This window comes from Janthinobacterium sp. MP5059B, assembly GCF_001758645.1.
In the GTDB taxonomy this organism is placed as follows: Bacteria; Pseudomonadota; Gammaproteobacteria; order Burkholderiales; family Burkholderiaceae_D; genus Janthinobacterium; species Janthinobacterium lividum.
In genome coordinates this window covers 193,059-216,313 of record NZ_LRHX01000023.1, presented here as the reverse complement: position 1 = coordinate 216,313, position 23,255 = coordinate 193,059, and the positions used below count along the sequence as shown (strand labels likewise).

Here is a 23,255-nt window from a genome sequence, read left to right as displayed (position 1 = left end):
GTTTTATCACCGATCCGGTAGTACCGGCGGCAGTTATAAGTTTTTGTCGAACCGTATTAAAAAAATTCTAGCTGCGGCGTTTCATTAAATGTTTGATTTATAAGGAACTGCGTTGTCAAACCGTTTTAATTGTCCACATCTGGCGGCGCGCTGCCGCCGGAGAGGCGGCGCCTACATCGGATGCTCAAGGGCCTGGGCCGGTACGAGCACGGTACTGCTCTATCCAATTCACGGATTGTGCGATGCCGCCAAAGGGAAAGAAATGCAGGCTGACCTCGCCATGGGCTTCGGTCAGGCCATTGGCCAGGCGCTCGACAAACAGATCCGGTCCTGCCGTGCCGAACAGCTTGCCGATGGACACGCCGTACTTGGACCACATCGATGCGCAGGCGCTGACGCCGCACACGGCGGCATAACGGGCCAGCACCGCGATGCTCGCGGGGCCCGGCACGCCCACGCGCACGGGATGGTCAATGCCGCGCTCGCGCAGCGTTTTCAACCACGTCAACACGATGTCGGCATCAAACGCAAACTGCGTGACGATCAAGGGCGCCATGCCGCGCTTGCCGATGCTGTCGCACTTGCGTTCGAGCACCTCCCACTGTTCGGCCGTGCTCATGACCGGATGGCCTTCCGGGTGGCCACCCACGCCGATTACCTGCATGCCCGCGCGCTCGAAAATGCCTGTGTCGATCAGCGCGGCACTGTCGGAAAACGGTCCCATCGCGGTGGATGGATCGCCGGCGATCACGAAGCAGCGCTCGACGCCCGCTTCGGCGACCGCGCGCTGGATGAACGACTCAAACTCGGCGAGCGAGGCGATACGGCGCGCAGACAGGTGCGGCATGGGCTCGAAGCCGAGCCTGCGCACGGTGCGGGCCGCGGCCAGCCGCGCGTCGTTGTCCTCGCGTGGCAGGTAGGGAATGGCAATGGTTGACGCGGGCAATATCCGGGGAGCCGCCGCGTTCAATGCAGGCATGTCCTTCGCACTGATTTCCAGGGAATAGGCGTGCGTGATGTTGCCAGCGGCCCTGAGCTGAGCGGGATGCATCAGGAGATGACCCATGGCGTCGCTGCGGTCACTGCGCACTGGCGCTGGCAGGCTGGCGCGCCAGTGCGATGAAGGCCCGCACGTAGTCGATGGCGGTGTCCGTCTCGCGTGCCCCCAGGAAAATCTGCTTGGCGATGCCGTGCACACCCAGCCGCACAGGCACCACGTCCATCTTGGCCGCGTATTCCTCCACCAGCCAGCGCGGCAGGGCGGCCACGCCGCGGCCGCTGGCCACCATTTGCAGCATGATGTCGGTGGTTTCGATGGCTTTGTGGCGCTTGGGCGTGACACCGGCCGGCAAGAGGAACTGGTTATAGATGTCCAGGCGTTCGATGTCCACGGGGTAGCTGATGAGCACTTCCTGGGTCAGTTGCTGGGGCCGCACATAGGCCGCTGACGCCAGGGCATGGCCCTTGGCCACGACGAGCACCTGCTCGTAGTCGAACACGGGTTCGAATGTCAGCCCCGGCTTGTACAGCGGGTCGGGCGTGACCAGCAAGTCGATTTCGTAGCCGAACAGCGCGCCGATCCCGCCGAACTGGAACTTCTGCTTGACGTCTACATCCACGTCGGGCCATGCGGCCAGATACGGCGACACCACCTTCAGCAGCCACTGGTAGCAAGGGTGGCACTCCATGCCGATGCGCAGCGCACCGCGCTCGCCCTGCGCGAACTGGCCCAGGCGCTCTTCGGCCAGGTCCAGTTGCGGCAGCACCCGGTTCGCCACCGCCAGCAGATACTGGCCGGCCTGCGTCAGGCGCAGGTTGCGCCCTTCGCGCAGCCAGACGTCGGTGCCCAGTTGCTGCTCCAGCTTCTTCATGCTGTGGCTCAGGGCCGACTGGGTCAGGTGCAGCACGCCTGCGGCAGCCGTCAGCGACCCTTGTTTTTCGACCTGCTGGACGATGCTGAGGTGGATGCGTTCAAGCATTGAGATGAGCCATGTTCATGGATGTATGAAATAAGACCATTATACTTCATCGATTCCCGCCGCTATCATCGATTCCCTTGTTGCCTGCACTCTTACGGCCCTGGCGCATCCATCCACATGAAAGCAAACATGACACGTCCACTTCGTTTAGTCGCGGTTTCCGGCGGGCTGCAACGCCCTTCCAAGGCAGCAGCCCTGGCCGAGCACCTGATGGACCTGATCGCCGATGAAGTGCTGTGCGAACAACGCCTGGTCGAATTGGGCCAGCTCGCACCGCAGCTTGCCGGCGCGGTCTGGCGCTCCCACCTGCCCGATACGGTGGAGCGGGAACTTGCAGCGGTCGAGCAAGCCGACATCCTGGTGGTGGCAACACCGGTCTACCGCGGCGCGTACACGGGACTGTTCAAGCACTTCTTCGATTTCATTGACCAGGACGCCTTGATCGACAAGCCGGTCCTGCTGGCGGCCACCGGCGGCAGCGAGCGCCATGCCCTGATGATCGACCACCAGTTGCGGCCGCTGTTCAGCTTTTTCCAGGCACGCACATTACCGCTGGGTGTGTATGCGACCGACAAGGATTTCCTCGACTACCGCCTGCAGGACGAAGCCCTGATCCAGCGGGCCACGCTGGCGGTGCAACGGGCATTGCCCTTGCTCGACTTGACGCGTCATGCGAGATCTGCCACCGCTGAAGAGCTGGTCGCAGCCTGATACGCATCACGACGCTCAGCCATCAACACATACATTATTCGCAAAAATCAGGACACCAGATCACCATGAGCAAAGATTTTATATTCAGTATCAAGAGCATTGTTTTCGATGAAAACTATCACCCATCGGACAATACGCGCCTGACGACCAACTTTGCCAATCTGGCCCGGGGAAACAGTCGCCAGGAAAACCTGCGCAATACCCTGAGGATGATAGACAACCGCTTCAACAACCTGGCGCATTGGGACAACCCGAACGGCGACCGCTATTCGGTGGAGCTTGAAATCATCTCGGTGGAGCTGAATATTGATGTCGAAGGCAGTAATATCCCGTTGATCGAGATATTGAAACCGACCGTTATCGACAAAAAAACCGGTGAGCGCATCGATGGGATCGCGGGGAATAATTTCTCCTCCTACGTGCGCGATTACGACTTCAGCGTGCTGCTGCCTGAGCATAACAACAATCAATCCACCTTCACCGCTCCCGACGATTTCGGCGATTTTCATGGCAAGCTGTTCCGGCACTTTGTCAAATCACATACGTACAAAGAGCGCTTCAGCAAGCCGCCTGTCATTTGCATCAGCGCCTCGAGCAGCAAGGTCTATCACCGGACGGGGAATCAGCATCCCGTATTGGGCGTCGAGTATCAACAAAATGAATTTTCCTCGACGGATCAATATTTTGAAAAAATGGGCATGCAGGTTCGCTACTTCATGCCGCCAGATAGCGCCGCCCCCCTGGCGTTTTATTTCATCGGCGACCTGCTTGGCGACTACACCAATCTTGAGCTGATCGCCACCATCAGCACGATGGAGACGTTCCAGAAGATTTACCGCCCCGAGATTTACAACGCCAATTCGGCGGCAGGCAAGTCGTATCAGCCGAGCCTGAAGAACCAGGACTATTCATTGACGCAGATTGTCTATGACCGGGAAGAGCGCAGTCAGCTGGCAGTCAAGCAGGGAAAATATACGGAAGAGCATTTCATCAAGCCATACAAAAATGTCCTTGAACAGTGGACTGCCAGCTACGCTCTCTGACCAACCAACACACGAAATCACCACCATGAAAAAATTATTGCCTACCTCGACCGCCGGCAGCTTGCCGAAACCTTCCTGGCTTGCCCAACCTGAAAAACTCTGGTCGCCGTGGAAATTGCAGGACGAGGAATTAATCGAGGGCAAACAGGATGCCTTGCGTTTGTCACTGCAGGAACAGCAGCAGGCAGGCATCGATATCGTCAGCGATGGCGAGCAGACGCGTCAGCATTTTGTCACCACGTTCATCGAGCATCTGAGCGGCGTCGATTTTGACAAACGCGAGACCGTCAGAATCCGCGACCGCTATGATGCGAGTGTGCCGACAGTCGTCGGCGCGGTAAGCCGCCCGAAACCGGTGTTTGTGGAAGACGCCAAGTTTTTACGCCAGCAAACCACGCAGCCGATCAAATGGGCCCTGCCAGGTCCGATGACGATGATCGATACGCTGTATGACAGCCACTACAAGAGCCGCGAAAAGCTGGCCTGGGAATTCGCCAAGATCCTCAATCAGGAAGCCCGGGAATTGGAGGCGGCCGGCGTCGACATCATCCAGTTTGACGAACCCGCGTTCAATGTCTTTTTTGATGAGGTGAATGATTGGGGGATTGCCACCCTGGAGCGGGCGATCGAAGGGCTCAAGTGCGAAACGGCCGTGCATATTTGCTATGGTTACGGCATCAAGGCCAATACGGACTGGAAAAATACGCTGGGGTCCGAATGGCGTCAATACGAGGAATCTTTCCCCAAGCTGCAGAAATCGAATATCGACATCATCTCGCTGGAATGCCACAACTCGCGTGTTCCCATCGACCTGATTGAACTCATACGCGGCAAAAAAGTGATGGTCGGGGCCATTGACGTGGCATCCAATACCATTGAAACGCCGGAGGAAGTGGCCGACACCCTGCGCAAGGCGCTGCGCTTTGTCGATGCCGACAAACTCTATCCAAGCACCAACTGCGGCATGGCGCCCTTGTCGCGCCGGGTAGCCAGAGGCAAATTGCAAGCGCTCAGTGCCGGCGCAGACATCATCCGCAGGGAAATCTTGGCCTAGCCGCGCCGTGGCAAACTGGATTGTTGATTGACATGGATCAGGTCACGTAACAGGAAGCAGCCTATGCTGCATGACGCCACAGGCGCCGAGAGGCACCTGTGGCGTTGCTGCCTTAGAACTCTTCCCAGTCGGACGATGCCGTGGCGGCTGGCGCAGTTTTCCTGGCCGCCGGCACGCGCAGGGCAACGGCTTGCTGGCGCGGTACGGTTGTCGCGGCGATTGCCGGCTTGCTTGCCGGTGCGCCGGCGTCGAGCTTGAAGGCGCTCACCACCTGCGCCAACGTAGCCGCCTGCTCCTGCATGGCAGCGGCGGCGGCCGCCGATTCTTCCACCAGGGCCGCGTTTTGCTGGGTGACGTTGTCCATCTCGCTGATGGCCTGGTTGATTTGCTCGATGCCGGCCGTCTGTTCCGCGCTGGCCGAGGTGATTTCTTCCATGATGTCGGTAACGCGGCGCACGCTGTCGACCAGGTCGCTCATGGTGTTGCCGGCCTGATGCACGAGCTCGCTGCCCGCCGCCACGGTCCGGGTCGAGTCGTCGATCAGGGTCTTGATTTCCTTGGCCGCGGCAGCGGAGCGGTGCGCCAGGCTGCGCACTTCCGTGGCCACGACGGCAAAGCCGCGGCCCTGCTCGCCCGCGCGCGCCGCTTCCACGGCCGCGTTCAAGGCCAGAATGTTGGTCTGGAAGGCGATGCCATCGATGACGCCGATGATGTCGGCAATCTTGCTTGACGAAGCATCGATTTGCCGCATGGTCGCCACCACTTGCGCGATGACGGCGCCGCCGCGTTGCGCCACGCCGGAGGCCGTATCGGCCAGCACATGCGCCTGGCGCGCATTGTCGGCATTCTGCTTGACGGTCGAGGTCAGTTCTTCCATGGAAGAGGCTGTCTCTTCCAGCGAACTGGCTTGCTGCTCCGTGCGCGCAGACAGGTCCAGGCTGCCTGCCGCCACTTCGGACGAGGCCGAGGCGATCGTTTCCGTGCCGGCGCGCACCGTGCCCACCGTTTGCGCCAGGTTGTCGTTCATGCGCTTGAGTGCCTGCAACAGTTGTCCCATTTCATCGCGCGAATGCACGGTGATCTGGCTGCGCAAATCGCCTGCGGCCACCGTGTTGGCCACCTGCAGCGCCGTGGTGACGGGGCCGGTGATCGAGCGCGTGATGCCATACGCCAACGCCGCCGCGATGGCCAGTGCCGCCAGCGACATGCCGATCAGCAAGGTGCGCGTATTGGCATAAGTGGCATTGGCGTTGTCGCCCGCCGTGTTGGCCAGGGTGTTTTGCAAGCTGATCTGTTCAGCAATCAACTGTTTATAGACGAGCAATACGGGACGCAGCTGGCCGTACAGGTAAGCGCTGCTGTCGTCCGGCGTGCCACCACGGATCAGTTCAAGCAAGGCCTCCTGCCCCTGCGCGTAGCGGGTGTTGGCGTCGTTCATCTTGGCCAGCAACGCGCGCTCTCGGTCGGAATCGAGCATGTTCGCGAGCTTGCCGAGATTGCCGGCCGCCGCCTGGCGCGCAGCCAGGATGGCGTCCGTTTGTTTGCGTTGGTCGGCCGGATCGGCGCTAAGCATCATGTTGCGCAGGGCAATGGCGATATCGTTGATGTTGGCCGACACGCTGTTGGCGAGCTCGATCTTGGGCATGCTGTCATGCACGATATGGCCGGTGCCCTGGTTGATCTTGCCCAGCATGGCAATGCCCAGGCAAGAGATGATGATCAGCATGGCGCCGATGGTGCCAAAGCCTGTGGCGAGGCGTGTGCCGATGGTCAGATGGGATAAAAACTTCATGGCTGTCTCAATACGGAGGGAATGGTGAAAAGGTCGGCGGCGTACAGATGGCTGCCGCGCCGCCAAGCGGACGACGATCCTAGACCTTTTTGAATGATATTTCCATAGGGCAATATGCCTAGTTTCTCCCCGGGGCACACGCCAGTTCCGCCTGTCCTGCGGCTTGCCCGCGTTTTCAGCTATATTGGCAGACACCTGCCGGGCAGCACGCCATGACTGGCGCTGCTGCCAATCCGGCCGTTTTTCTCATTTCCAGCCATAGGTCCGCATGACTTCTTTCCGTCTCCGTTTCTTCCCCTTCCTGTTGGCCTTGCTGCTGGCGTGCTCGCTGGCCCCGCCGCCCGCCTGGTCGCAGCCCGTCGATGACGCCGCCACGGCCGACCAGCGTCTCGATGGCTTGCGCAAGCAGATCACCGGTATCCAGAAGGCGCTCGATGGCGAGGCTGAGCTCGATGATGCGACCCTGTCGCAGATGCGGGCTGATGCGCTGGCGGCCAGCGCCGAGGCGGACAAGGTGGCCGATGCGCTCGCGCCGACGCTCTCCAGCGTGCAGGCGCGGCTGGCCGAGCTGGGCAAGCCGGCGGCGGGTACGAAAGATGCGCCCGACGTGGCGGCGCAGCGCAGCCAGCTGGACCGCACCAGCAGCGCGCTCGATGCGCAAGTCAAACTGGCGCGCCTGCTGGCCGTGGAAGCGACGCAGGCCTCGGAACAGGTGTCGACGGTGCGCCGCGCCCAGTTGCAGGCGCGCCTGGGCGAGCGCACGGCCTCGATACTCGCCGGTTCGTTCTGGAAACAGCTGCATGCGGAATTGCCGCAGAACCTGCAGCGCTTGCGTGCGCTGGAGCTGGAATTGGCGAATGCGGCAGGCGCCACGCCGTGGTCGGCCTGGGGCGGCTTGCTGGCCGCCATCGTGGCCGTGATCGGCGCCAGCGTCTGGGCATCGCGCTACTTGCTGGTGGTGACGTCCACGCGCGTGCCGCACGGCCGCTTGCGCCGCTCGCTGCATGCGCTGGCCGTGCTGGTGCTGGCGCTGGCCACGCCGGGCCTGGTGGCGGAATTGCTGGCCATGGGGCTGCGCTGGGAGGGCGGCCTGTCCGAAAAAACCTCGACTTTCCTCAGCAGCTTGATCGGCATCATCTGCTTTGCCGGTTTTACGGCGGGACTCGGCCACGCGCTGCTGTCGCCGCGCCGCGTGTCGTGGCGTCTGCTGCCCCTGCCCGATGCGCTGGCGCACCGCATGCGCAACTTCCCGTCGATGTTTTCCTTCATCGTCGTGCTCGTGTGGGCGACGGAACGGGTCACCATCGTCATCAATGCGGGCCTGTCGACGGCCGTGGCCGTCAACTGCATCGTCGCCCTGGTGATGAGCACGACCATCGCCTATGGCTTGATGCGCGCCGAGCGCTGCTGGCGCCAGTTGCGCGAGGCCGATCCGGCCACCCTGGTCACGCCCCTGTGGCTGCGCTGCGTCACGGTGCTGTTGTGGCTGGCGCTGGCGTCGAGCGTCATCAGCTTGTTGATCGGCTATGTGGCGTTCGGCAGCTTTGTCGCCAAGCAAATCGCCTGGGTCATCGTGGTGGTGTGCAGCACCTATCTGTTGACGGTGCTGGTGGACGATATCTGCATGCTGCTGGCCTCCACGCCACCGCCGCCGGACGCAGCCCATCCTGTACTGGCCACGCCCAAGGCGCGCGACCAGGCGGCCGTGCTGCTGTCGGGTATCGGCCGCGCCATCGTCGTGCTGCTGGCCCTGATGCTGCTGCTGGCGCCGTTCGGTGAAGGTCCGGGCGAGCTGTTCCAGCGGGTCGGCAAGCTGCAGGATGGCCTGGCCATCGGCGAGGTGGCGATCCGCCCTGCCGCGCTGATCCAGGCCCTGCTGGTGCTGCTCGTTGGTTTTGTTGCGCTGGGCCTGTTCAAGCGCTGGCTGCAAAACAGTTATTTGCCGACCACTAATCTCGATACGGGCATGCAAGTGTCGTTCATCACCTTGTTCGGCTATATCGGCGGCGTGCTGGCCGTGGCGCTGGCCCTGTCGGCGGCCGGCATCGGCCTGGAACGCATCGCGTGGGTGGCGTCAGCCTTGTCGGTGGGTATCGGTTTTGGCTTGCAGGCGGTGGTGCAGAACTTCGTTTCCGGCTTGATTTTATTGGCCGAACGTCCTGTGAAAGTGGGCGACTGGGTGTCGCTGGGTGGCGTGGAGGGCGACATTCGCCGCATCAACGTGCGCGCCACGGAAATTCAACTGGGCGACCGTTCCACGGTGATCGTGCCGAACTCGGAATTCATTACCAAGACGGTGCGCAACGTGACCCTGGCCAATCCGCTGGGCCTGGTGCAGGTCAAGCTGCCGCTGCCGCTGGGCACGGATGCGCAGGCGGCGCGCGCGCTGATCCTGTCCGTCTTTGTCGACAATCCCGACGTGCTCGACACGCCGGCGCCCAGCGTGCAGCTCGATGGCATCGACAATGGCCTTTTGCTGTTCAATGCCACCGGCTTTGCCTCGTCGCCGCGCTTGACGTCGGGCATCCGCAGCGCGCTGCTGTTCGAACTGCTCAAGCGCCTGGACGAGGCGCACATCGCGATTGCCAAGCCCAGCACGATGGTGCTGAGCACGGTGCCGGCCCAGCCGGAGGCACCGGCCATGTCGGCGGTGGCAGCCGCACCGGCACCCACACCCGTGCCGCCGCTGACCTCTTAACGCACGGTCGACCACAGCAGCGCCGCCAGGTACAGGCCGATGCCGAACGCCGTGTGGGCCATCAGGCTGCGCAGGCGGGCGGCCGTCGGATGCGGCGTCTTGCTGGCGGCCAGGCCGGCGCCCATGCCCGGCTGCAAGATGCAAAATGGCGCGGCCACGCTCAGCACACCCGCCAGCAGGGCCGGCGCGAACGTCGGCCCTTGCACCCATTCCTCTCCCACCAGCGCCAGCAGCACGGCCGCAAACAGCACGCCGATCACATAATGAAACGTCCAGCCCAGGATGGCTTCATCGCGCACGGGCGCCGTCTGGGCGATGTTGGTGTGCGTGATCGTGCCGCGCGGCAGATGTCCCAGCCAGCGCCCCACCATCGCAAAGTTCAGCGAAGGAATGCACCAGAAGCGTTTTAACGCCACCGCCCACACATCCATCACCGCCGTCGCGCCCACGCCGATGGCCAGCGCATCGAGCCAGAGTATTTGCATTGCCGCTCCTAACATTCAATTAATTGCTTGAATGTTATAAGGGTGCTAGCATCGTGTCAATGAAAAATGCCGATATCGAATTTCTCACCGGTTCCGCCGGGTTTGCCCATATTTTAGGCAGTGCGCCGCGATTGCGCCTGCTCGAGCAGATCGCACATGGCGAATATGCGGTGGAGCAGTTGGTGGAGTTGACGGGTTTGTCCGTGGCGAATACTTCCCAGCATTTGCAGCAGTTGCGGCGCGCCGGTTTTGTGCAGGCGCGGCGCGACGGCAAGCGCGTGCTGTACCGGCTCGGCAGCGGTCCCATCGTGCAGCTGCTGGCCGCGCTGGACGTGTACGCGCAGCATCAGCGCAGCGAATTGCAGGCGCTGAGCCGGGGCGACCACGTGGAAGCGATCACGGGCAATGAGTTGCTGGAACGCATGCACGAAGCCAGCATCACCGTGCTCGACGTGCGGCCCGCGCAGGAATTCGCTGCCGGCCACTTGCCCGGTGCGATCAATATTCCTTTTGATGACTTGCAGCGCCGCCTCGGCGAATTGCCCGCGAACGCAGAGATCGCCGCGTATTGCCGCGGCCCGTACTGCGTGCTGTCCGTGCAGGCCGTGGCGGCCCTGCGCCAGCACGGCTTGCATGCGCGCCGTCTCGGCAGCGGCTACGATGACTGGCAGGCGGCTGGCTTGCCGGTGAGCCGGGCGGCGTGATGGCGATCCCCGACAGCAAGCAGGAACTCATCGAGGCCATCAACAGCACGTATGCAAAATTGATGCAGGAGCTGGCACGCGTACCGCCCGCGCTGGCGCGGGATCCCGTGCTGGAAGGACAAGTGGCGGGCACGCGCATGAGCGTGTGCGACCTGCTCGCCTATCTGGTGGGTTGGAACGAGCTGGTCTTGCACTGGCATGCGCAGCTGCGTGCCGGCAAACGCATCGAGGACATCGCCTTCCCGGCAGAAGGTTTCACGTGGAACGCTCTGGGAAAATTGGCGCAGCGCTTCTATGCGGACTATGCTGAACTGGGCATGGACGACTTGCTGCAGCGCCTGGAACAGGCGAAGAACCAGCTGCTGGCGCTGATCGAGGCGCACGACGACGCGCAATTGTATGGCCTGCCCTGGTACACGCATTACACGATGGGACGCATGATCCAGTTCAACACGGCGTCGCCGTATGCGAATGCGCGCACGCGCTTGCGGGCCTGGCTCAAGACCTTGTAGCAGCCGACCGGCAGGCTTGCACGATTGCATCAGTACGCTCAGAAAACTTTTCAGGCAGGATAGTGGTTTCACGCGTAACCAATGAAGGATCACCATGCTGACCATCGCCCTCGCGCAGATGAATCCCACCGTGGGCGATTTCGACGCCAATGTCGCCGCCATCATCGCGCGCATGCAGCGTGCCAGCGACGATGGCGCCGACCTGCTCGTGTGCCCGGAACTGTCGCTGTGCGCGTATTACCCGGGCGACCTGTTCGAGGATGCCGCCTTCCTGCGCGACATGCAGCAGGCGCTCGATACGCTGCTGCAGGCATCCACGCGCTGGCCGGCGCTGGTCACCGTCATCGGCACGGCGCGGCCCAATCCCGGCGTCGGCAAGCCCCTGTACAACGCCTTGCTGGCGCTGCGCGACGGGCGCATCGTGGCCGAATACTACAAGCAGCTGCTGCCCACCTACGGCATCTTCGACGAGGGGCGGCATTTCGAGCCGGGCCCGCCCGGCGCCTGCACCCTCGATATCGCCGGCTGCAAGGTCGGCTTCATGATTTGCGAGGATGGCTGGAACGACGATGGCCGCGCCTACGCCGTCAACCCCTTCGACGCCTTGCACGCGGCGGGGCCCGACCTTGTCGTCAGCATCAACGCCAGCCCGTCCGACATCGGCAAGCGCGCGCAGCGCCACGCCGTGTTTGGCGCCGCCTGCGCGCGCGTCAAGCTGCCCTTGCTGTTCGTCAACCAGGTGGGCGGCCAGGACCAGCTGGTGTTCGACGGCGCCTCGTTTGCCATGTCGCCGAGCGACGGTGTGCAATTCGAGGCGGCCCGCTTCGTCGAGGATTTTCCCTTGCTGCGCTTTGCCGATGGCCGTTTTACGCGACCCGATGGATCGGCGTTTCCCGTGCCGGATCCGGATGGCATCCCCGCCGTGGAGTTTGCGCGGCGCCAGATCGTGCTCGGTTTGCGCGACTATGCGCGCCGCTGCCGCTTCACGAAAGTCGTCGTCGGCTGCTCGGGCGGCATCGATTCGGCGCTGACCCTGGCCCTGGCCGTCGAGGCGCTGGGCGGCGACAACGTCGTGGGCATCACCATGCCGTCCGTGTTTTCCAGCGCCGGCTCCGTCACCGATTCCGTCGCCCTGTGCGCCAACCTCGGTATCGTCCTGCACACGCACCCGATACGCGACATCGTGGCGCAGTACGAAGCCGGCTATGCCCAAGCCTTCGACGGCAGGCTGCAGGGGCTGCCGCTGGAAAACCTGCAGGCGCGGGTGCGCGGCACCATCCTGATGGAATACTCGAACGCCTTCGGCGCCCTGCTGCTCACCACCGGCAACAAGAGCGAAATCTCGGTGGGCTACTGCACCCTGTATGGCGACACGAACGGGGGACTGGGATTGATCGGCGACCTGTATAAAACGGAGGTGTTCGCCCTGTCGCGCCACCTCAACGCCAGCGCCGGGCGCGAGCTGATCCCCGCCGCCGTGCTCGACAAACCCCCGTCGGCGGAACTGGCGCCGGGCCAGCGCGACACCGATAGCTTGCCGCCGTATCCCGTGCTCGATGAAATCTTGAAATGGCATATCGAGGGACGCCGCCTGCCGGCGGCTGAAAGTGCGCAGGCGCTGACCCTGGTCGACCAGCTGCGCGAGACGGACGAGGGCCGCGCACTGGTGACGCGCATCCTCGGCATGGTCGCCCGCAATGAGTACAAACGGCGCCAGGCGGCGCCCATCATCCGCGTGCGTTCGCGCGCCTTTGGCAGCGGGCGCCAATTGCCGATCGCCGCCCACTACCCCACCGGAGACGACGCATGAGCTCATCCTATCCTGCCGACGCGGCCATCCTGATCGGCCGCTTCCAGCCTTTTCACCATGGCCATGCGGGCTTGTTGCAGAAGGCGCTGACGACGGCCGCCCAGGTGGTGGTGGTGCTCGGTTCCGCCTTCCATGCGCGCAGCCCGAAGAACCCGTTTACGTGGCAGGAGCGGGCCGCCATGATCGCCGCCACCCTGCCCGAGGCGCAGCGCGCGCGCGTGCATTACGTGGCCGTGCGCGATTACTACGACGATGGCCTGTGGGCCGATGCCGTGCGGCGCGCCGTGGCGGGCGCCGTGTCGACGGCGCAGCGCGTCACCCTGGTGGCTTGCTTCAAGGATGCCACCAGCTACTACCTGCACCACTTCCCGCACTGGCAGTTATTGAATCTGGAGATCGATCCCGGTGCGCCCATCGGCGCGACGGCCATCCGCAACGTGCTGTTCGAAGCGGAAGACGTGGATGTGTCGCTGAGCGCCGTGGCGCAGCTGCTGCCGGCCGCCATCGGCCAGTATGTGAAGGCGTGGACCTTGTTGCCATGGTACGCACCGCTGGTGCAGGAATACCGCGCCATCGAAGCGTATAAAGCGCGCTGGCGCGCGGCGCCGTATCCGCCCATCTTCACGACTGTCGACGCGCTGGTGCAGACGGGTGGCCACGTGCTGCTCGTGCGCCGCGGCGGCTATCCGGGCAAGGGCTTGTGGGCGCTGCCCGGCGGCTTCCTGGAGCCGCGCGAACGCCTGCTGCAGGGCGCCCTGCGCGAACTGGCGGAAGAAACCCAGCTGGGCGTGCTGGCGCCCACCCTCGTCGAGGCGCTGGTCGGCGTAGCCGTGTTCGACCATCCGGACCGCAGCCAGCGCGGGCGCACCATCACGCATGCGCATTATTTTGACTTGAAGACGCGCCAGCTGCCGGCCGTGAAGGCGGCCGACGATGCGGCGCTGGCGCAGTGGGTGCCGGTGAGCGCCCTGCCGGCCATGGAAGAGCAGTTCTTCGAAGACCACTTCCACATCCTGAACCACTTCCTCAAGCTCACGCACGAGGGGCGCTGAGGGGGCTATCCCCCTCAGCGCGCATCAGGACGTGATGCGTTCCCAGCCATGTTTGACAGCCGCCTTGAAGTTGTCCCACGCTGATTGCGGATACGTGTGCTCCCACGTGGAACGCAGGTCCGCTTCCACGTCGTCCCACGGGCGGCCCCGGTAGCTGTCGCTGCTGGCCATCGAATGGCCATAGCGGTAGGCGGGATCGTAGTCCTCGAAGCGCGCGCCGGTGGCGACATAGGTGGCGCTCCAGTGGCTGCGGTAGTACTGCTCGTCGTCGTAGCTGGTGCCTGGCAGGTTGTCCGCGCTCGGGTAGCGGCGCGCGTTGGCGCCCGCGCCCGATGACGGCGGTGCCATGCCGCCCGCAAATTGCTGCGATGCCGCCGCTTCGTTCAGGTTGCCCTGCTGCGATGGCGCGCTGGATTGCATGCTGGCGCCCTGGCGCATTGCGCTGTCGTCGTGCGGCGCGCCTTGCCAGCCGCCGGCGCGCCAGTGGTCGGCGTGCGCATCGATGTCGAGCGGCGCGTAGCGCTCGACGAGGTCGGTGGCGCGCTGGATATCGGCGTCGCTTGCGCCTTCCAGTGTCAGCACGACATGTCCGCGTCGCACGGCTTCCGCATAGATGTGGCGGTCGGCGTGGCTGCCGAACAGATCCGTAAAGAAATGCTTGATATTGTCGAGCAGGCTGTCGCTGTCGTCGCGGCGGATGTTTTCCGTGGCGGAAAAGTCGTCACTGCCCGCATCGTGCAGGCGGATGCTGGCGCCGGGAAAGCCCGCCGTGATCAGGTCGTGCCGGGCGCGCTCGGCCATGTCGCGGACGGCGAAAACTGCTGCCAATGTATGTGCCATGATGGTCTCCAATCGGTGAACAACGTCCTTCCAGTGTAGGCCGTGAAAACCGAAAGGGGCGCTCGTTTGCCCCTTGGAAACCGTTGTCTTCGTCAAATATTGACGAAGTGAAATCTCAGTCCGGCGTGCCCACAAACGTGCGCAAAAAGTCGATAAAGGCGCGCACCTTTTCCGCGATATGCTGGGTGTTCGGATACACGGCATACACGCCCTGCTCCGGGAAGGCGACGTCGGGCAGCAGGCGGCGCAGGCGTCCCGCGCGCACTTCTCCTTCCACCTGCCATTGCGGCAGCAGGGCCACGCCGCAGCCGCCCAGGGCAAAGCCCAGCAGGGCCGAGGCGGAGTCGGAATGGATGGCGGCGTCGTCCTGCACGGCAAAGGCGGCGGGGCCATCGGGCGTGTGCACGTCCCAGCGCAGGGGCGTGCTGAGGCGGCTGTGCGCCAGCCAGCGCGCGCGCTGCAAGTCGGGCAAGGTGGCAATATCCCTGCCGGGCAGGCTGGCCAGGTAGGCGGGCGAGGCGACGGGCCAGATCGCATACGGCTCGATCAGCGCGGCGCGGTAGCTCGAATCGTTGAGTGAACCCATGCGGATGGCCAGGTCGTAGCCGCCCGAGATCAGGTCTTCATGCGACGACGACGAGGAATGCTGGATCTGCAGCTGCGGATGGGCGGCGGCAAAGGCGATCAACGCGGGGATCACCGTGCGGCTGCCGTATTCGACGGTGGTGGTCAGGCGCAGGGTGCCGCGCAAGCCCTGATGGCCCTGGCGCGCCGTTTCGATGGCGCCCTGGGCTTCGCTCAGCACGCGCTGGCAATCCTCATAAAAGCGCCGTCCCACGTCGGTCAGCGCCAGGCTGCGCGTGCTGCGCGTCAGCAGCGACACGCCCAGCTCCGCCTCCAGCTGTTTCAAATTGAAGCTGACGACGGCCTTGCTCTGGCCCAGCACGGCGGCGGCGGCCGTCAGGGAGCCGGCGTCGACGATGGCGATGAAAATACCCAAACGGTCGAGACTGATCATAAATAAAAATGAGTAAACATGCGGCTTCCAGCGGTTTGTCAAAATTTCTTTGACAGTGTAATCGGGGCTGGCCCGTTACGCAAATGGCGCTGGACGCTTAAGCTGGCCGTTTGCCATTTGGAGCACCATGGACTATCGCAAAAAGGTGGCGGCCATCTATCTGCTGGGGTTTTTCGTCGACCTGATCAACATGTTCATCACCAGCGTCGCCTATCCCGACATCGGCCATGCCTTGCACGCCTCGGTGGCGCAGCTGGCCTGGATCAGCACGGCCTACATCCTCGGCCTGACCATCGTCATCCCGGCCAGCGCCTGGCTGGCTGCCTATTATGGCAGCAAAACCGTGTTCATGGCATCGTTGCTAACTTTTTTATGCGCCAGCATCGGCGCCGGCCTGGCGCCATCGATCGAGGCGCTGATCGCCTGGCGCTGCGTGCAGGGCCTCGGCGGCGGCTTGCTCATTCCGCTGGGACAAAGCATGACCTACCAGCTGTATCGGCCTGCCGAGCGTCCCGGCCTGTCCTCCGTCATCATGCTGGTGGGCTTGCTGGCGCCCGCCCTGTCGCCCGCCTTGGGCGGCGTCATCGTCGACAGCCTGTCGTGGCGCTGGATTTTTTACCTGAACGTGCCTTTTGCCGCGCTGGCGCTGCTGCTGGCCGCCTGCTGGCTGCGCCCCGACCCGCCGCGCGCGGCCGTTCCCCGTCTCGACGTGGGCGGCCTGCTGGCGGGCAGCACGGCCATTCTGCTGTTGTTGCTGGGCTTGACCATGCTGGGCACGCCAGGCGAGTGGCTGGCCGGCGCCGCCATGCTGGCGCTGGGCGTTGCCTGCGCATGGGGCTATGTGCGCGGCGCCCTGCGCAAATCCACGCCGCTGCTGAACCTGCGCCTGGCCGCCGAACCGCTGCTGCGCATCGCCATGCTGATGTATCTGCTGGTGCCGGGCGTCTTCATGGGCGTGAGCCTGCTGGCCATGCTGTATTTGCAGGGCGTGCTGGGCATGTCGGCGTCGACGGCGGGCGCGCTGATGCTGCCGTGGGCGCTGGCCTCGTTTGCGGCCATTTCGCTCACCGGCAAAAGCTACCGCCGCGTGGGGCCACGGCCGCTGTTCCTCGCTGGGGCGCTGCTGCAGGCGGCGGGCATGCTGATGCTGCTGCGCGTGGCTGCTGCCGACCAGTTGTTCTGGCTGGCCGGCGCGTATGCCGTGATGGGCTTTGGCGGCGGCTTGTGCAGCAGCACGGCGCAAAGCACGGCGTTCCTGCGCACGCCCGACGCGCAGCTGAGCCAGGCCAGCGCCGTGTGGAATATCAACCGCCAGCTGGGCTTTTGCCTGGGCGTGGCGCTGCTCAGCGTGCTGCTCAACGGCTTGCTGGCGGCGCAGGGTATCGCCACCCTGGACGACCCTGCCCTGCATGCGCGCGCGGCACAGGTGTTTCACTGGTGCTTTGCGCTGGCCGCCGCCTCGTGCGTGTTGCCCCTGGCGCTGTGCATGCGCATCGATAACCGCGCCGTTCTCGACCTTTTACATCACCATGGAGCAAGCAAAAAATGAAGACAACGAATCCCTGTTTTGACGACGTGTTATCCACGCATGTGCTGATCCGCGAGTGGCTTTCCGGCGAGGCCACGGCGCCGGAACATTGCGCTGATTTGCTGGCGCGTTTTTCGCCCGCGTTCACGATGGTGTCACCCGGTGGCAAGCAGCTCGATCATGCCGGCTTGACGGCGTTTTTCCAGGGCGCCGGTGGCAGCCGTCCGGGCCTCGTCATGCGCATCACGGACTTGCGGCTGATCCAGGACAGCGCCGCCGGCGCCACCGTGTCTTACCGCGAGTATCAATCGCTGCCCGGTGGAGAAAATACCGAGCGGCTGTCGACCGTCGTGTATGAGAAAACGCCGGCTGGTAGCCTGCTGTGGCGCCATTTGCACGAGACGTGGGTGGCGCGGGCGGATTGATCTTGCCACGTGGTGGCACGCGCGCTGCCTGAAGGACGATGCGCGTATCATGCGGTTCTTGCACTCGGAGAAAACAAAGATGCGCATAGACACGACATCGGACTCGCCAAGCTGGACCAAGGTCTTTGACATTGGTCATGAACTGCGGCAGCTTGGTCCTTTGATGGAAGAAAAATATCCTGATCTCGACTGGGAATTGTTTGTCTGCCTGCGCTGCGTGCCAAAAGACTTGCAGCGAAAAACATTCTGCCGCTATTACGCCAGCGACAAAATGTTTGGCCTCGATATCGCCATGGAAGAGGAAGACTTCGTGCCGGTGAAAAAAGACACGCCTGGGCAACGCAAATTGATCGGCACCGCTTTCTTCACTTTTTTTGCCGCCAGCATCCGGAAATACGAGAAAAAACTCCCGGGACTCCAGCCCGTTTCAGCGCAACTGATCGCCGATGTGCGGCAATGGTGCATCGATAATCAGTGGACGGATTCCGCCGTCTGATCCGCCATGCACACACGGGCACTCAAGTGAGGTCGTGCAAGTCCTTGCGCTGGGCCGGGCCCACCGTAAATTGCGAAAACGCGACCTCGAGGCCGGCGCGTTCCGGCGTGCAGCACATGGGCCCGACAAGGTAGCTGCTGGCCTCGGGAAATGGCGCCAGGCGCAGCAGCGGCCATAGCTTGCCATCGGTCGAATACTGCACCCGGATCACGCCCTTTTCCACCGTCACGCGCAGCCAGAAACCGTCCGGCATGGCGGGAGCGATGCTGACGGCCCAATCCGATGTGTCCACCGTCAGCACAGTGCTCAACAGTAACTGGCCGTCGGAAAATTCGACGCCGCATTTGATCCAGTTTTCCGCGTCGATGCGCACCATCATTCCCGCCTGGTCGTACAGCGCTGCGTACTGCGCCGCCACATGCAGCTGCGCCGTGAAATCGCCTTTGATGTCAGTGCCGAAAAAGTGGCCGCTGTCGCGGATAAACCCATACGCGGTCTTGCGCCAGAAATCCGTGTTGGCATCCGTCGTCACGCGCAATTGCGCGCCGTCGGCGGACCAGTTTTCCGGTGGATTGAGCCAGCTGCCTTGCGTGAACATTACGTGCCTTTCCGAGCTAAAAAGATCACATAGTTTGCCCCCATCCCAGCGCCTTGTACAGGGCAATCGCATCGATATAGGACGCCGTTTCCGTCAGCAGCGCTTCGCGCCGGATATCGTATAAGGCGCGCTGGTTTTCCAGTACGGCCTGGTAGCTGCCGGAACCGCCCTGATAGCGCGTGCTGGCGATGCCGAGGGCCGCGTTGCCGTGGCGTGCCGATTCCAGCAGGGAAGCCAATCGCGTCTGGTTTTGCGCCAGCTGCGTGACGGCATTTTCCACGTCTTCCTGCGCCAATAACATCGTTTGTTCATAGCGCGCCAGCGCGCCTTGCGCTTCGGCCTGCGTGCCGCGCAAGCGCGCCTTGACGCTGCCGAGGCGGAAGGCCGGATAGCTGACGGAGGGCGCCACCTCGAAGGCGCGCGCGCCGCCGTCGAACACGCCGCTGCCGCGCAGCGCAAAGAAGCCCAAAAAGCCGCCCAGGCTCAGGCGCGGATACAGGTCGGCCGTGGCGGCCCCCACGTCTTCGCTGGAGGCGGCCAGCAGGCGCTCGGCACGCACCACGTCGGGCCGCTGCTTGATCAGGCGGTTCACGTCGCCGAGCGGCAGCTGGCCCGCCAGCGGCGCTTCCTGGCGCGGCATGGTCGCCAGCGAAATGGCGCCCGGCGCCTGGCCGCTCAGCACATCGAGCCGGTACTGCGCCTGGCGCAATCCCGCCTGCAATGGCGGCAGCATCGCCTCGCTGCGGGCCAGGTTGGCCAGCGCGTTGTGGCGCTCTTCCGGCAAGCCGCTGCCGGCACGGATGCGCGCATCGATCAGGGCGACGGTGTCGCGCCAGCTGTGCACCTGCGCCTGCGTCAGCGCCAGGTTTTGCTGGTAGCCCAGCGCCTCGTAGTAATTGCGCGCCACCTCGGCGGCGATCGTCAGCTGCACTTGCCGCAAGTCCGCCTGCACCGCTTCGGCGCGCGCCTGCGCCGAGCGGCTGATATGGGCCAGGCGGCCGAACAGGTCGATCTCCCATTGCGCGTCGAAACCCACGCGCGTGCTGGCGCTGGCGGCGCGGCTATCGGGTGTGTCCTGTCGCACCTGGCGTTGCCATCCCGCCTGGCTGGTGACGGCAGGCAGCTCATCGAGCCGGCGTTCGTCGAAGACGGCGCGCGCGGCCAGCAGGTTCGCTTGCGCCTGGACGATATCGAGGTTGTGTTCGAGCGCGCTGGCGATCAGCTGCGACAGGCGCGCATCGTCGAAAAACGTCCACCAGGCGGCTTCGCTGACGGCGCTTGCACCGGGTGCGAATTGCGCCTGCTGTGGGCTGGCCAGGGTGATGGCGGGCGTGCCCGGCGTGACATAGGCGGGGCTGACGGCGCAGCCGGCCAGCAGGGGGAAAAGGGAGACGAGATAGCGGTAATTTTTCATGGGGATTCCTTCAGCGCCTGGGACAGGTCGCGCGCGCGCGGCGTGGCATGGTCGGCCGTGTGGCGGCGGGCCAAAAAGGTGTACACGGTGGGCAGCACGAACAGGGTGAAGAAGGTGCCGATCAACATGCCCGAGACGATCACCACACCCAGCCCGAAGCGGCTGTTGGCGCCGGCGCCGGAAGCGAACAGCAGCGGCACCAGGCCCACCACCATGGCGGCCGTCGTCATCAGAATCGGGCGCAAGCGGATCTGCGCCGCCTTGCGGATGGCCGTGATGCGGTCGAGCTGTTCATGTACCTGCAATTCGTTGGCAAACTCCACCATCAGGATGCCGTGCTTGCTGATCAAGCCGATCAGGGTCACGAGGCCGATTTGCGTGTAGATGTTGACGGTGGCGTAGCCGAGGGCCAGCGGAATCAGGGCGCCGCAGATCGACAGCGGCACGGTGATCAGGATGATCAGCGGGTCCGTCAGGCTTTCATACTGCGCCGCCAGCACCAGGTAGATGACGACGACGGCCGCCAAAAAGGCCAGCAGCAAGGCATTGCCTTCCGTGGCGAACTGGCGCGCATCGGACTGCCAGTCGTAGCTGAAGCCCGGCGGCAGGGTTTTCGCCACGCCGTCGAGAAAGGCGACGGCGTCGCCCAGGGTCACGCCCGGCGCCGGCACGCCCTGGAAGGTGGCCGCATTTTGCTGGTTGAACTGGGTCAGCATGTTCGGCTCGATCTGTTCCGTCACGGACACCACGGCGGACAGGGGCAGCAGGCTGCCGTCGTCGGCGCGCACGTACTGCTGCGTCAGGGCTTGCGCCGTCAATCTCTGTTCGCGCGGGCTTTGCGCGATGACATCGTAGGCGCGGCCATCCATGCCGAAGCGGTTCAAATAATTCTCGCCCACCAGCACGGCCAGCGATTCGCCGATGTCCTGCATGCGGATGCCCAGGCTGTTCGCCTTGGAACGGTCCACGCGTACTTTCACGACGGGGTTGTTGTAATCGAGGTCGCTGTCGACGACGGCAAACAGGCCGCTGTCGCGTGCGCGCTGCTTGACGTCTTCCATGGTGCGGAACAGGGTGGCGTAATCCTGCGCGCTGCGCAAGACCATCTGCACGGGCAAGCCGCCGCTCGATCCCGGCAAGGGCGCCAGCTGGAAGGTGAAGATGCTGGTGCCTTCCACGTCGCCCACGGCGTGCTGCAATTCCGCCTGGATGACGGCCGCATTGCGCGAACGCTCGGCCCACGGCGTCAGGTTGATGCCGCCGATGCTAGACGCAGGCCCCTCGCCGCCGTTGATGATCCAGCGCGAGTCCGTTTCGGGGATATTCTTGTAGATGTCATCGAGCTTGTAGGAAAAGCGTTCCACGTAATCGAGGTTGGCATGCTGCGGCGCCTTGATCGCCGTCAGCACGCTGGCCTGGTCTTCCGCCGGCGCCAGTTCGCGCTGCGGCAGCAGGTACAAAAACGGCAGACTGACCATCACCAGCGCGGCGAAACCGGCGCTCAGCCAGCGGTGGTGCAGGGAGCGGTCCAGCAGGCGCGCATAGCGCGAGGTCAGGCCTTCGAAGAAATGCTCGGCGGCGCGCGCCATGCGCCCTTCCGTCTGTTTCGGCTGCAGCAGCAGGGAGCTCATTACGGGAGACAGGGTCAGCGCCACCACGCCCGACACCACCACGGCGCCGGCCAGGGTCAGCGCAAATTCCTTGAACAGCGCGCCAGTCAGTCCCCCCATCATGCCGATCGGCGCATACACGGCCGCCAGGGTGATCGTCATGGCGATGACGGGGCCGGCCACTTCGCGCGCGCCCACCAGGGCGGCCGCCACGGGCGTCTTGCCTTCCTCGATATGCCGGTGCACGTTTTCCACCACGACGATGGCGTCATCGACCACCAGGCCCACGGCCAGCACCATCGCCAGCAAGGTGAGCAGATTGATGCTGAAACCGAAGGCCAGCATCAGCGTCGCCGCGCCCAGCATCGACAGCGGGATGGTCACGACGGGAATCAGCACGGAGCGCAGGGAACCCATGCACAGGTAGATGACGATGACGACGATGAGCAGCGCTTCGAGCAGCGTATGCGCCACCTCGTCGATGGACGACTGGATGAAGCGCGCCGTCTCGAATGCCAGTTCGACCTTCACTCCGGGTGGCAGGGTTTTCTGGATCTCCGGCAGCAGCTTCCTGATGCCGTCGACGATCACCAGCGGGTTGCCGCCTGGCGTGGGCGACAGGCCCAGGTACACGGCCGGCACGCCGTCCATGATGCCGCTCGTCTCCGTGGCGGCCGCGCCCAGTTCCACCGTGCCCACATCCTTCAGGCGCACCAGGGCAGCACTGTCATCGCCACCCTTGCGAATGACCATGTCGCGGAACTCCGCCACGCTGGTCAGATCCGTGTTGACGCTGATGTTCGAGACGACGAATTGTCCTTTCACCTTGCCGGGCGCCGCCTGGTAGTTATTGCGCCGCACGGCGTCGGCCACGTCGGCCGCCGTCAAGCCGCGCGCGGCCAGCTTGGCCGGATCGATCCACAGGCGCATGGCCAGCTGCTGGCCGCCATACACGTCGACCTTGGCCACGCCGTCGATGGTGGCGAACATTGGTTGCACCACGCGCGCCAGGTAGTCTGTCAGCGCGGGCGCGGACACGCTCTCGCTGGCAAAGCCGACATAGGCGACGGCCGAGGAATCGCCGGCCGAGCGCTCGATGACGGGGTCAAACGCGCCTTCGGGCAGCTTGTAGCGCACCTGGTTGACCTTGGCCATGACTTCCGTCAGCGCCTGCGTGGAATCGCGGTTCAGCTCCATGCGCACGGTGACAGTGCTGCTGCCCTGCACCGACGACGAGGTCAGGTAATCGATGCCTTCCACCGACGATACGGCTTGCGCGATGGGCTGTGTGACAAAACCCTGCATCAGTTCCGCCGAGGCGCCCGGATACGTGGTTTTCACCGTGATGGTGGACGATTCGAGCATCGGATATTGGCGGATCGGCAGCTGCAGGATGGCGATCACGCCCAGCATCAGGATCAATGTGCTGATCACCAGCGCCAGCACGGGGCGGCGTACGAATAAATCGGTAAATTTCATGGTGATG

At 63.8% G+C, this 23,255-nt stretch carries 20 protein-coding genes; 11 read left to right on the top strand and 9 right to left on the bottom strand.

Annotation, left to right across the window (positions count from 1 at the left end; all coding sequences use genetic code 11):
- Positions 1 to 184: 184 nt before the first annotated feature.
- Positions 185 to 1,066, bottom strand: a complete 882-nt coding sequence (locus tag JAB1_RS28535) for a methylenetetrahydrofolate reductase (RefSeq protein WP_070283073.1) — start codon at positions 1,064 to 1,066, stop codon at positions 185 to 187.
- Positions 1,067 to 1,079: 13 nt separating this feature from the next.
- On the bottom strand, positions 1,080 to 1,979 hold the full coding sequence (locus JAB1_RS28530) for a LysR family transcriptional regulator (protein ID WP_070283017.1): 900 nt from the start codon (positions 1,977 to 1,979) through the stop codon (positions 1,080 to 1,082).
- A gap of 129 nt (positions 1,980 to 2,108) precedes the next feature.
- Here JAB1_RS28530 and msuE point away from each other — a divergent pair, with 129 nt between their 5' ends.
- The 3 genes from msuE (at position 2,109) to JAB1_RS28515 (ending at position 4,787) form a co-directional block, all read left to right on the top strand.
- On the top strand, positions 2,109 to 2,690 hold the full coding sequence (gene msuE, locus JAB1_RS28525; protein WP_070257841.1) for an FMN reductase: 582 nt from the start codon (positions 2,109 to 2,111) through the stop codon (positions 2,688 to 2,690).
- 65 nt (positions 2,691 to 2,755) lie between these two features.
- A complete protein-coding gene (locus JAB1_RS28520) occupies positions 2,756 to 3,733 on the top strand; it encodes a DUF1852 domain-containing protein (RefSeq protein ID WP_070283014.1) in 978 nt (325 codons plus the stop codon).
- Positions 3,734 to 3,758: 25 nt separating this feature from the next.
- On the top strand, positions 3,759 to 4,787 hold the full coding sequence (locus JAB1_RS28515; protein ID WP_070283003.1) for a methionine synthase: 1,029 nt from the start codon (positions 3,759 to 3,761) through the stop codon (positions 4,785 to 4,787).
- Between the two features lie 112 nt (positions 4,788 to 4,899).
- Here the strand turns inward: JAB1_RS28515 and JAB1_RS30620 are convergent, their stop codons facing one another.
- Positions 4,900 to 6,579, bottom strand: a complete 1,680-nt coding sequence (locus JAB1_RS30620) for a methyl-accepting chemotaxis protein (RefSeq protein ID WP_070283000.1) — start codon at positions 6,577 to 6,579, stop codon at positions 4,900 to 4,902.
- Positions 6,580 to 6,847: 268 nt separating this feature from the next.
- On the opposite strand from JAB1_RS30620, the gene JAB1_RS28505 reads away from it, so the two are divergent.
- A complete protein-coding gene (locus JAB1_RS28505; RefSeq protein WP_070282998.1) occupies positions 6,848 to 9,277 on the top strand; it encodes a DUF3772 domain-containing protein in 2,430 nt (809 codons plus the stop codon).
- Here the strand turns inward: JAB1_RS28505 and JAB1_RS28500 are convergent.
- The gene (locus tag JAB1_RS28500) at positions 9,274 to 9,762 is read right to left on the bottom strand and encodes a DUF2938 domain-containing protein (protein WP_213086087.1); all 489 of its coding nucleotides are present in this window, start codon (positions 9,760 to 9,762) and stop codon (positions 9,274 to 9,276) included. The two genes, JAB1_RS28505 and JAB1_RS28500, sit on opposite strands and share 4 nt — an antisense overlap.
- Positions 9,763 to 9,821: 59 nt before the next feature.
- Between JAB1_RS28500 and JAB1_RS28495 the strand changes: the two genes are divergently transcribed.
- The 4 genes from JAB1_RS28495 (at position 9,822) to JAB1_RS28480 (ending at position 13,840) form a co-directional block, all read left to right on the top strand.
- The gene (locus JAB1_RS28495) at positions 9,822 to 10,466 is read left to right on the top strand and encodes a metalloregulator ArsR/SmtB family transcription factor (RefSeq protein WP_034782640.1); all 645 of its coding nucleotides are present in this window, start codon (positions 9,822 to 9,824) and stop codon (positions 10,464 to 10,466) included.
- Positions 10,466 to 10,978: a ClbS/DfsB family four-helix bundle protein gene (locus JAB1_RS28490; RefSeq protein WP_070282994.1), complete on the top strand. Its 513-nt coding sequence runs from the start codon at positions 10,466 to 10,468 to the stop codon at positions 10,976 to 10,978. The genes JAB1_RS28495 and JAB1_RS28490 overlap by 1 nt, the downstream gene beginning before the upstream one ends.
- Before the next feature lie 94 nt (positions 10,979 to 11,072).
- The gene (locus JAB1_RS28485) at positions 11,073 to 12,788 is read left to right on the top strand and encodes an NAD+ synthase (protein ID WP_070282992.1); all 1,716 of its coding nucleotides are present in this window, start codon (positions 11,073 to 11,075) and stop codon (positions 12,786 to 12,788) included.
- The gene (locus JAB1_RS28480; RefSeq protein WP_070282990.1) at positions 12,785 to 13,840 is read left to right on the top strand and encodes a bifunctional nicotinamide-nucleotide adenylyltransferase/Nudix hydroxylase; all 1,056 of its coding nucleotides are present in this window, start codon (positions 12,785 to 12,787) and stop codon (positions 13,838 to 13,840) included. The genes JAB1_RS28485 and JAB1_RS28480 overlap by 4 nt, the downstream gene beginning before the upstream one ends.
- A gap of 24 nt (positions 13,841 to 13,864) precedes the next feature.
- Here JAB1_RS28480 and JAB1_RS28475 read toward each other — a convergent pair whose 3' ends face one another.
- Both JAB1_RS28475 and JAB1_RS28470 read right to left on the bottom strand, forming a co-directional pair.
- On the bottom strand, positions 13,865 to 14,680 hold the full coding sequence (locus JAB1_RS28475) for a hypothetical protein (protein ID WP_070257921.1): 816 nt from the start codon (positions 14,678 to 14,680) through the stop codon (positions 13,865 to 13,867).
- Between the two features lie 115 nt (positions 14,681 to 14,795).
- Positions 14,796 to 15,698: a LysR family transcriptional regulator gene (locus JAB1_RS28470; RefSeq protein WP_070282988.1), complete on the bottom strand. Its 903-nt coding sequence runs from the start codon at positions 15,696 to 15,698 to the stop codon at positions 14,796 to 14,798.
- Positions 15,699 to 15,825: 127 nt separating this feature from the next.
- On the opposite strand from JAB1_RS28470, the gene JAB1_RS28465 reads away from it, so the two are divergent.
- From JAB1_RS28465 to JAB1_RS28455, 3 genes are all read left to right on the top strand, one after another.
- Positions 15,826 to 17,247: an MFS transporter gene (locus tag JAB1_RS28465; protein WP_070282986.1), complete on the top strand. Its 1,422-nt coding sequence runs from the start codon at positions 15,826 to 15,828 to the stop codon at positions 17,245 to 17,247.
- On the top strand, positions 17,244 to 17,651 hold the full coding sequence (locus tag JAB1_RS28460) for a hypothetical protein (RefSeq protein ID WP_070282984.1): 408 nt from the start codon (positions 17,244 to 17,246) through the stop codon (positions 17,649 to 17,651). The genes JAB1_RS28465 and JAB1_RS28460 overlap by 4 nt, the downstream gene beginning before the upstream one ends.
- A 79-nt stretch (positions 17,652 to 17,730) precedes the next feature.
- On the top strand, positions 17,731 to 18,147 hold the full coding sequence (locus JAB1_RS28455) for a hypothetical protein (protein ID WP_070282982.1): 417 nt from the start codon (positions 17,731 to 17,733) through the stop codon (positions 18,145 to 18,147).
- 22 nt (positions 18,148 to 18,169) lie between these two features.
- On the opposite strand, the gene JAB1_RS28450 is transcribed toward JAB1_RS28455, so the two are convergent.
- From JAB1_RS28450 to JAB1_RS28440, 3 genes are read right to left on the bottom strand one after another with little or no spacing between them, the layout of a single operon-like run.
- Positions 18,170 to 18,745 (bottom strand): DUF1349 domain-containing protein, encoded by a 576-nt coding sequence (locus JAB1_RS28450; protein ID WP_070282980.1) that lies wholly within the window; start codon positions 18,743 to 18,745, stop codon positions 18,170 to 18,172.
- A 25-nt stretch (positions 18,746 to 18,770) separates the two neighbouring features.
- Entirely contained in the window at positions 18,771 to 20,159 is a 1,389-nt protein-coding gene (locus tag JAB1_RS28445; protein ID WP_070282978.1) for a TolC family protein, read from the bottom strand.
- Positions 20,156 to 23,248 carry a MexW/MexI family multidrug efflux RND transporter permease subunit gene (locus JAB1_RS28440; RefSeq protein ID WP_070282976.1) on the bottom strand — a complete coding sequence of 1,031 codons (3,093 nt, stop codon included), beginning with the start codon at positions 23,246 to 23,248 and terminating at the stop codon, positions 20,156 to 20,158. Before JAB1_RS28440 ends, JAB1_RS28445 begins: the two co-directional genes overlap by 4 nt.
- Positions 23,249 to 23,255: the final 7 nt, after the last annotated feature.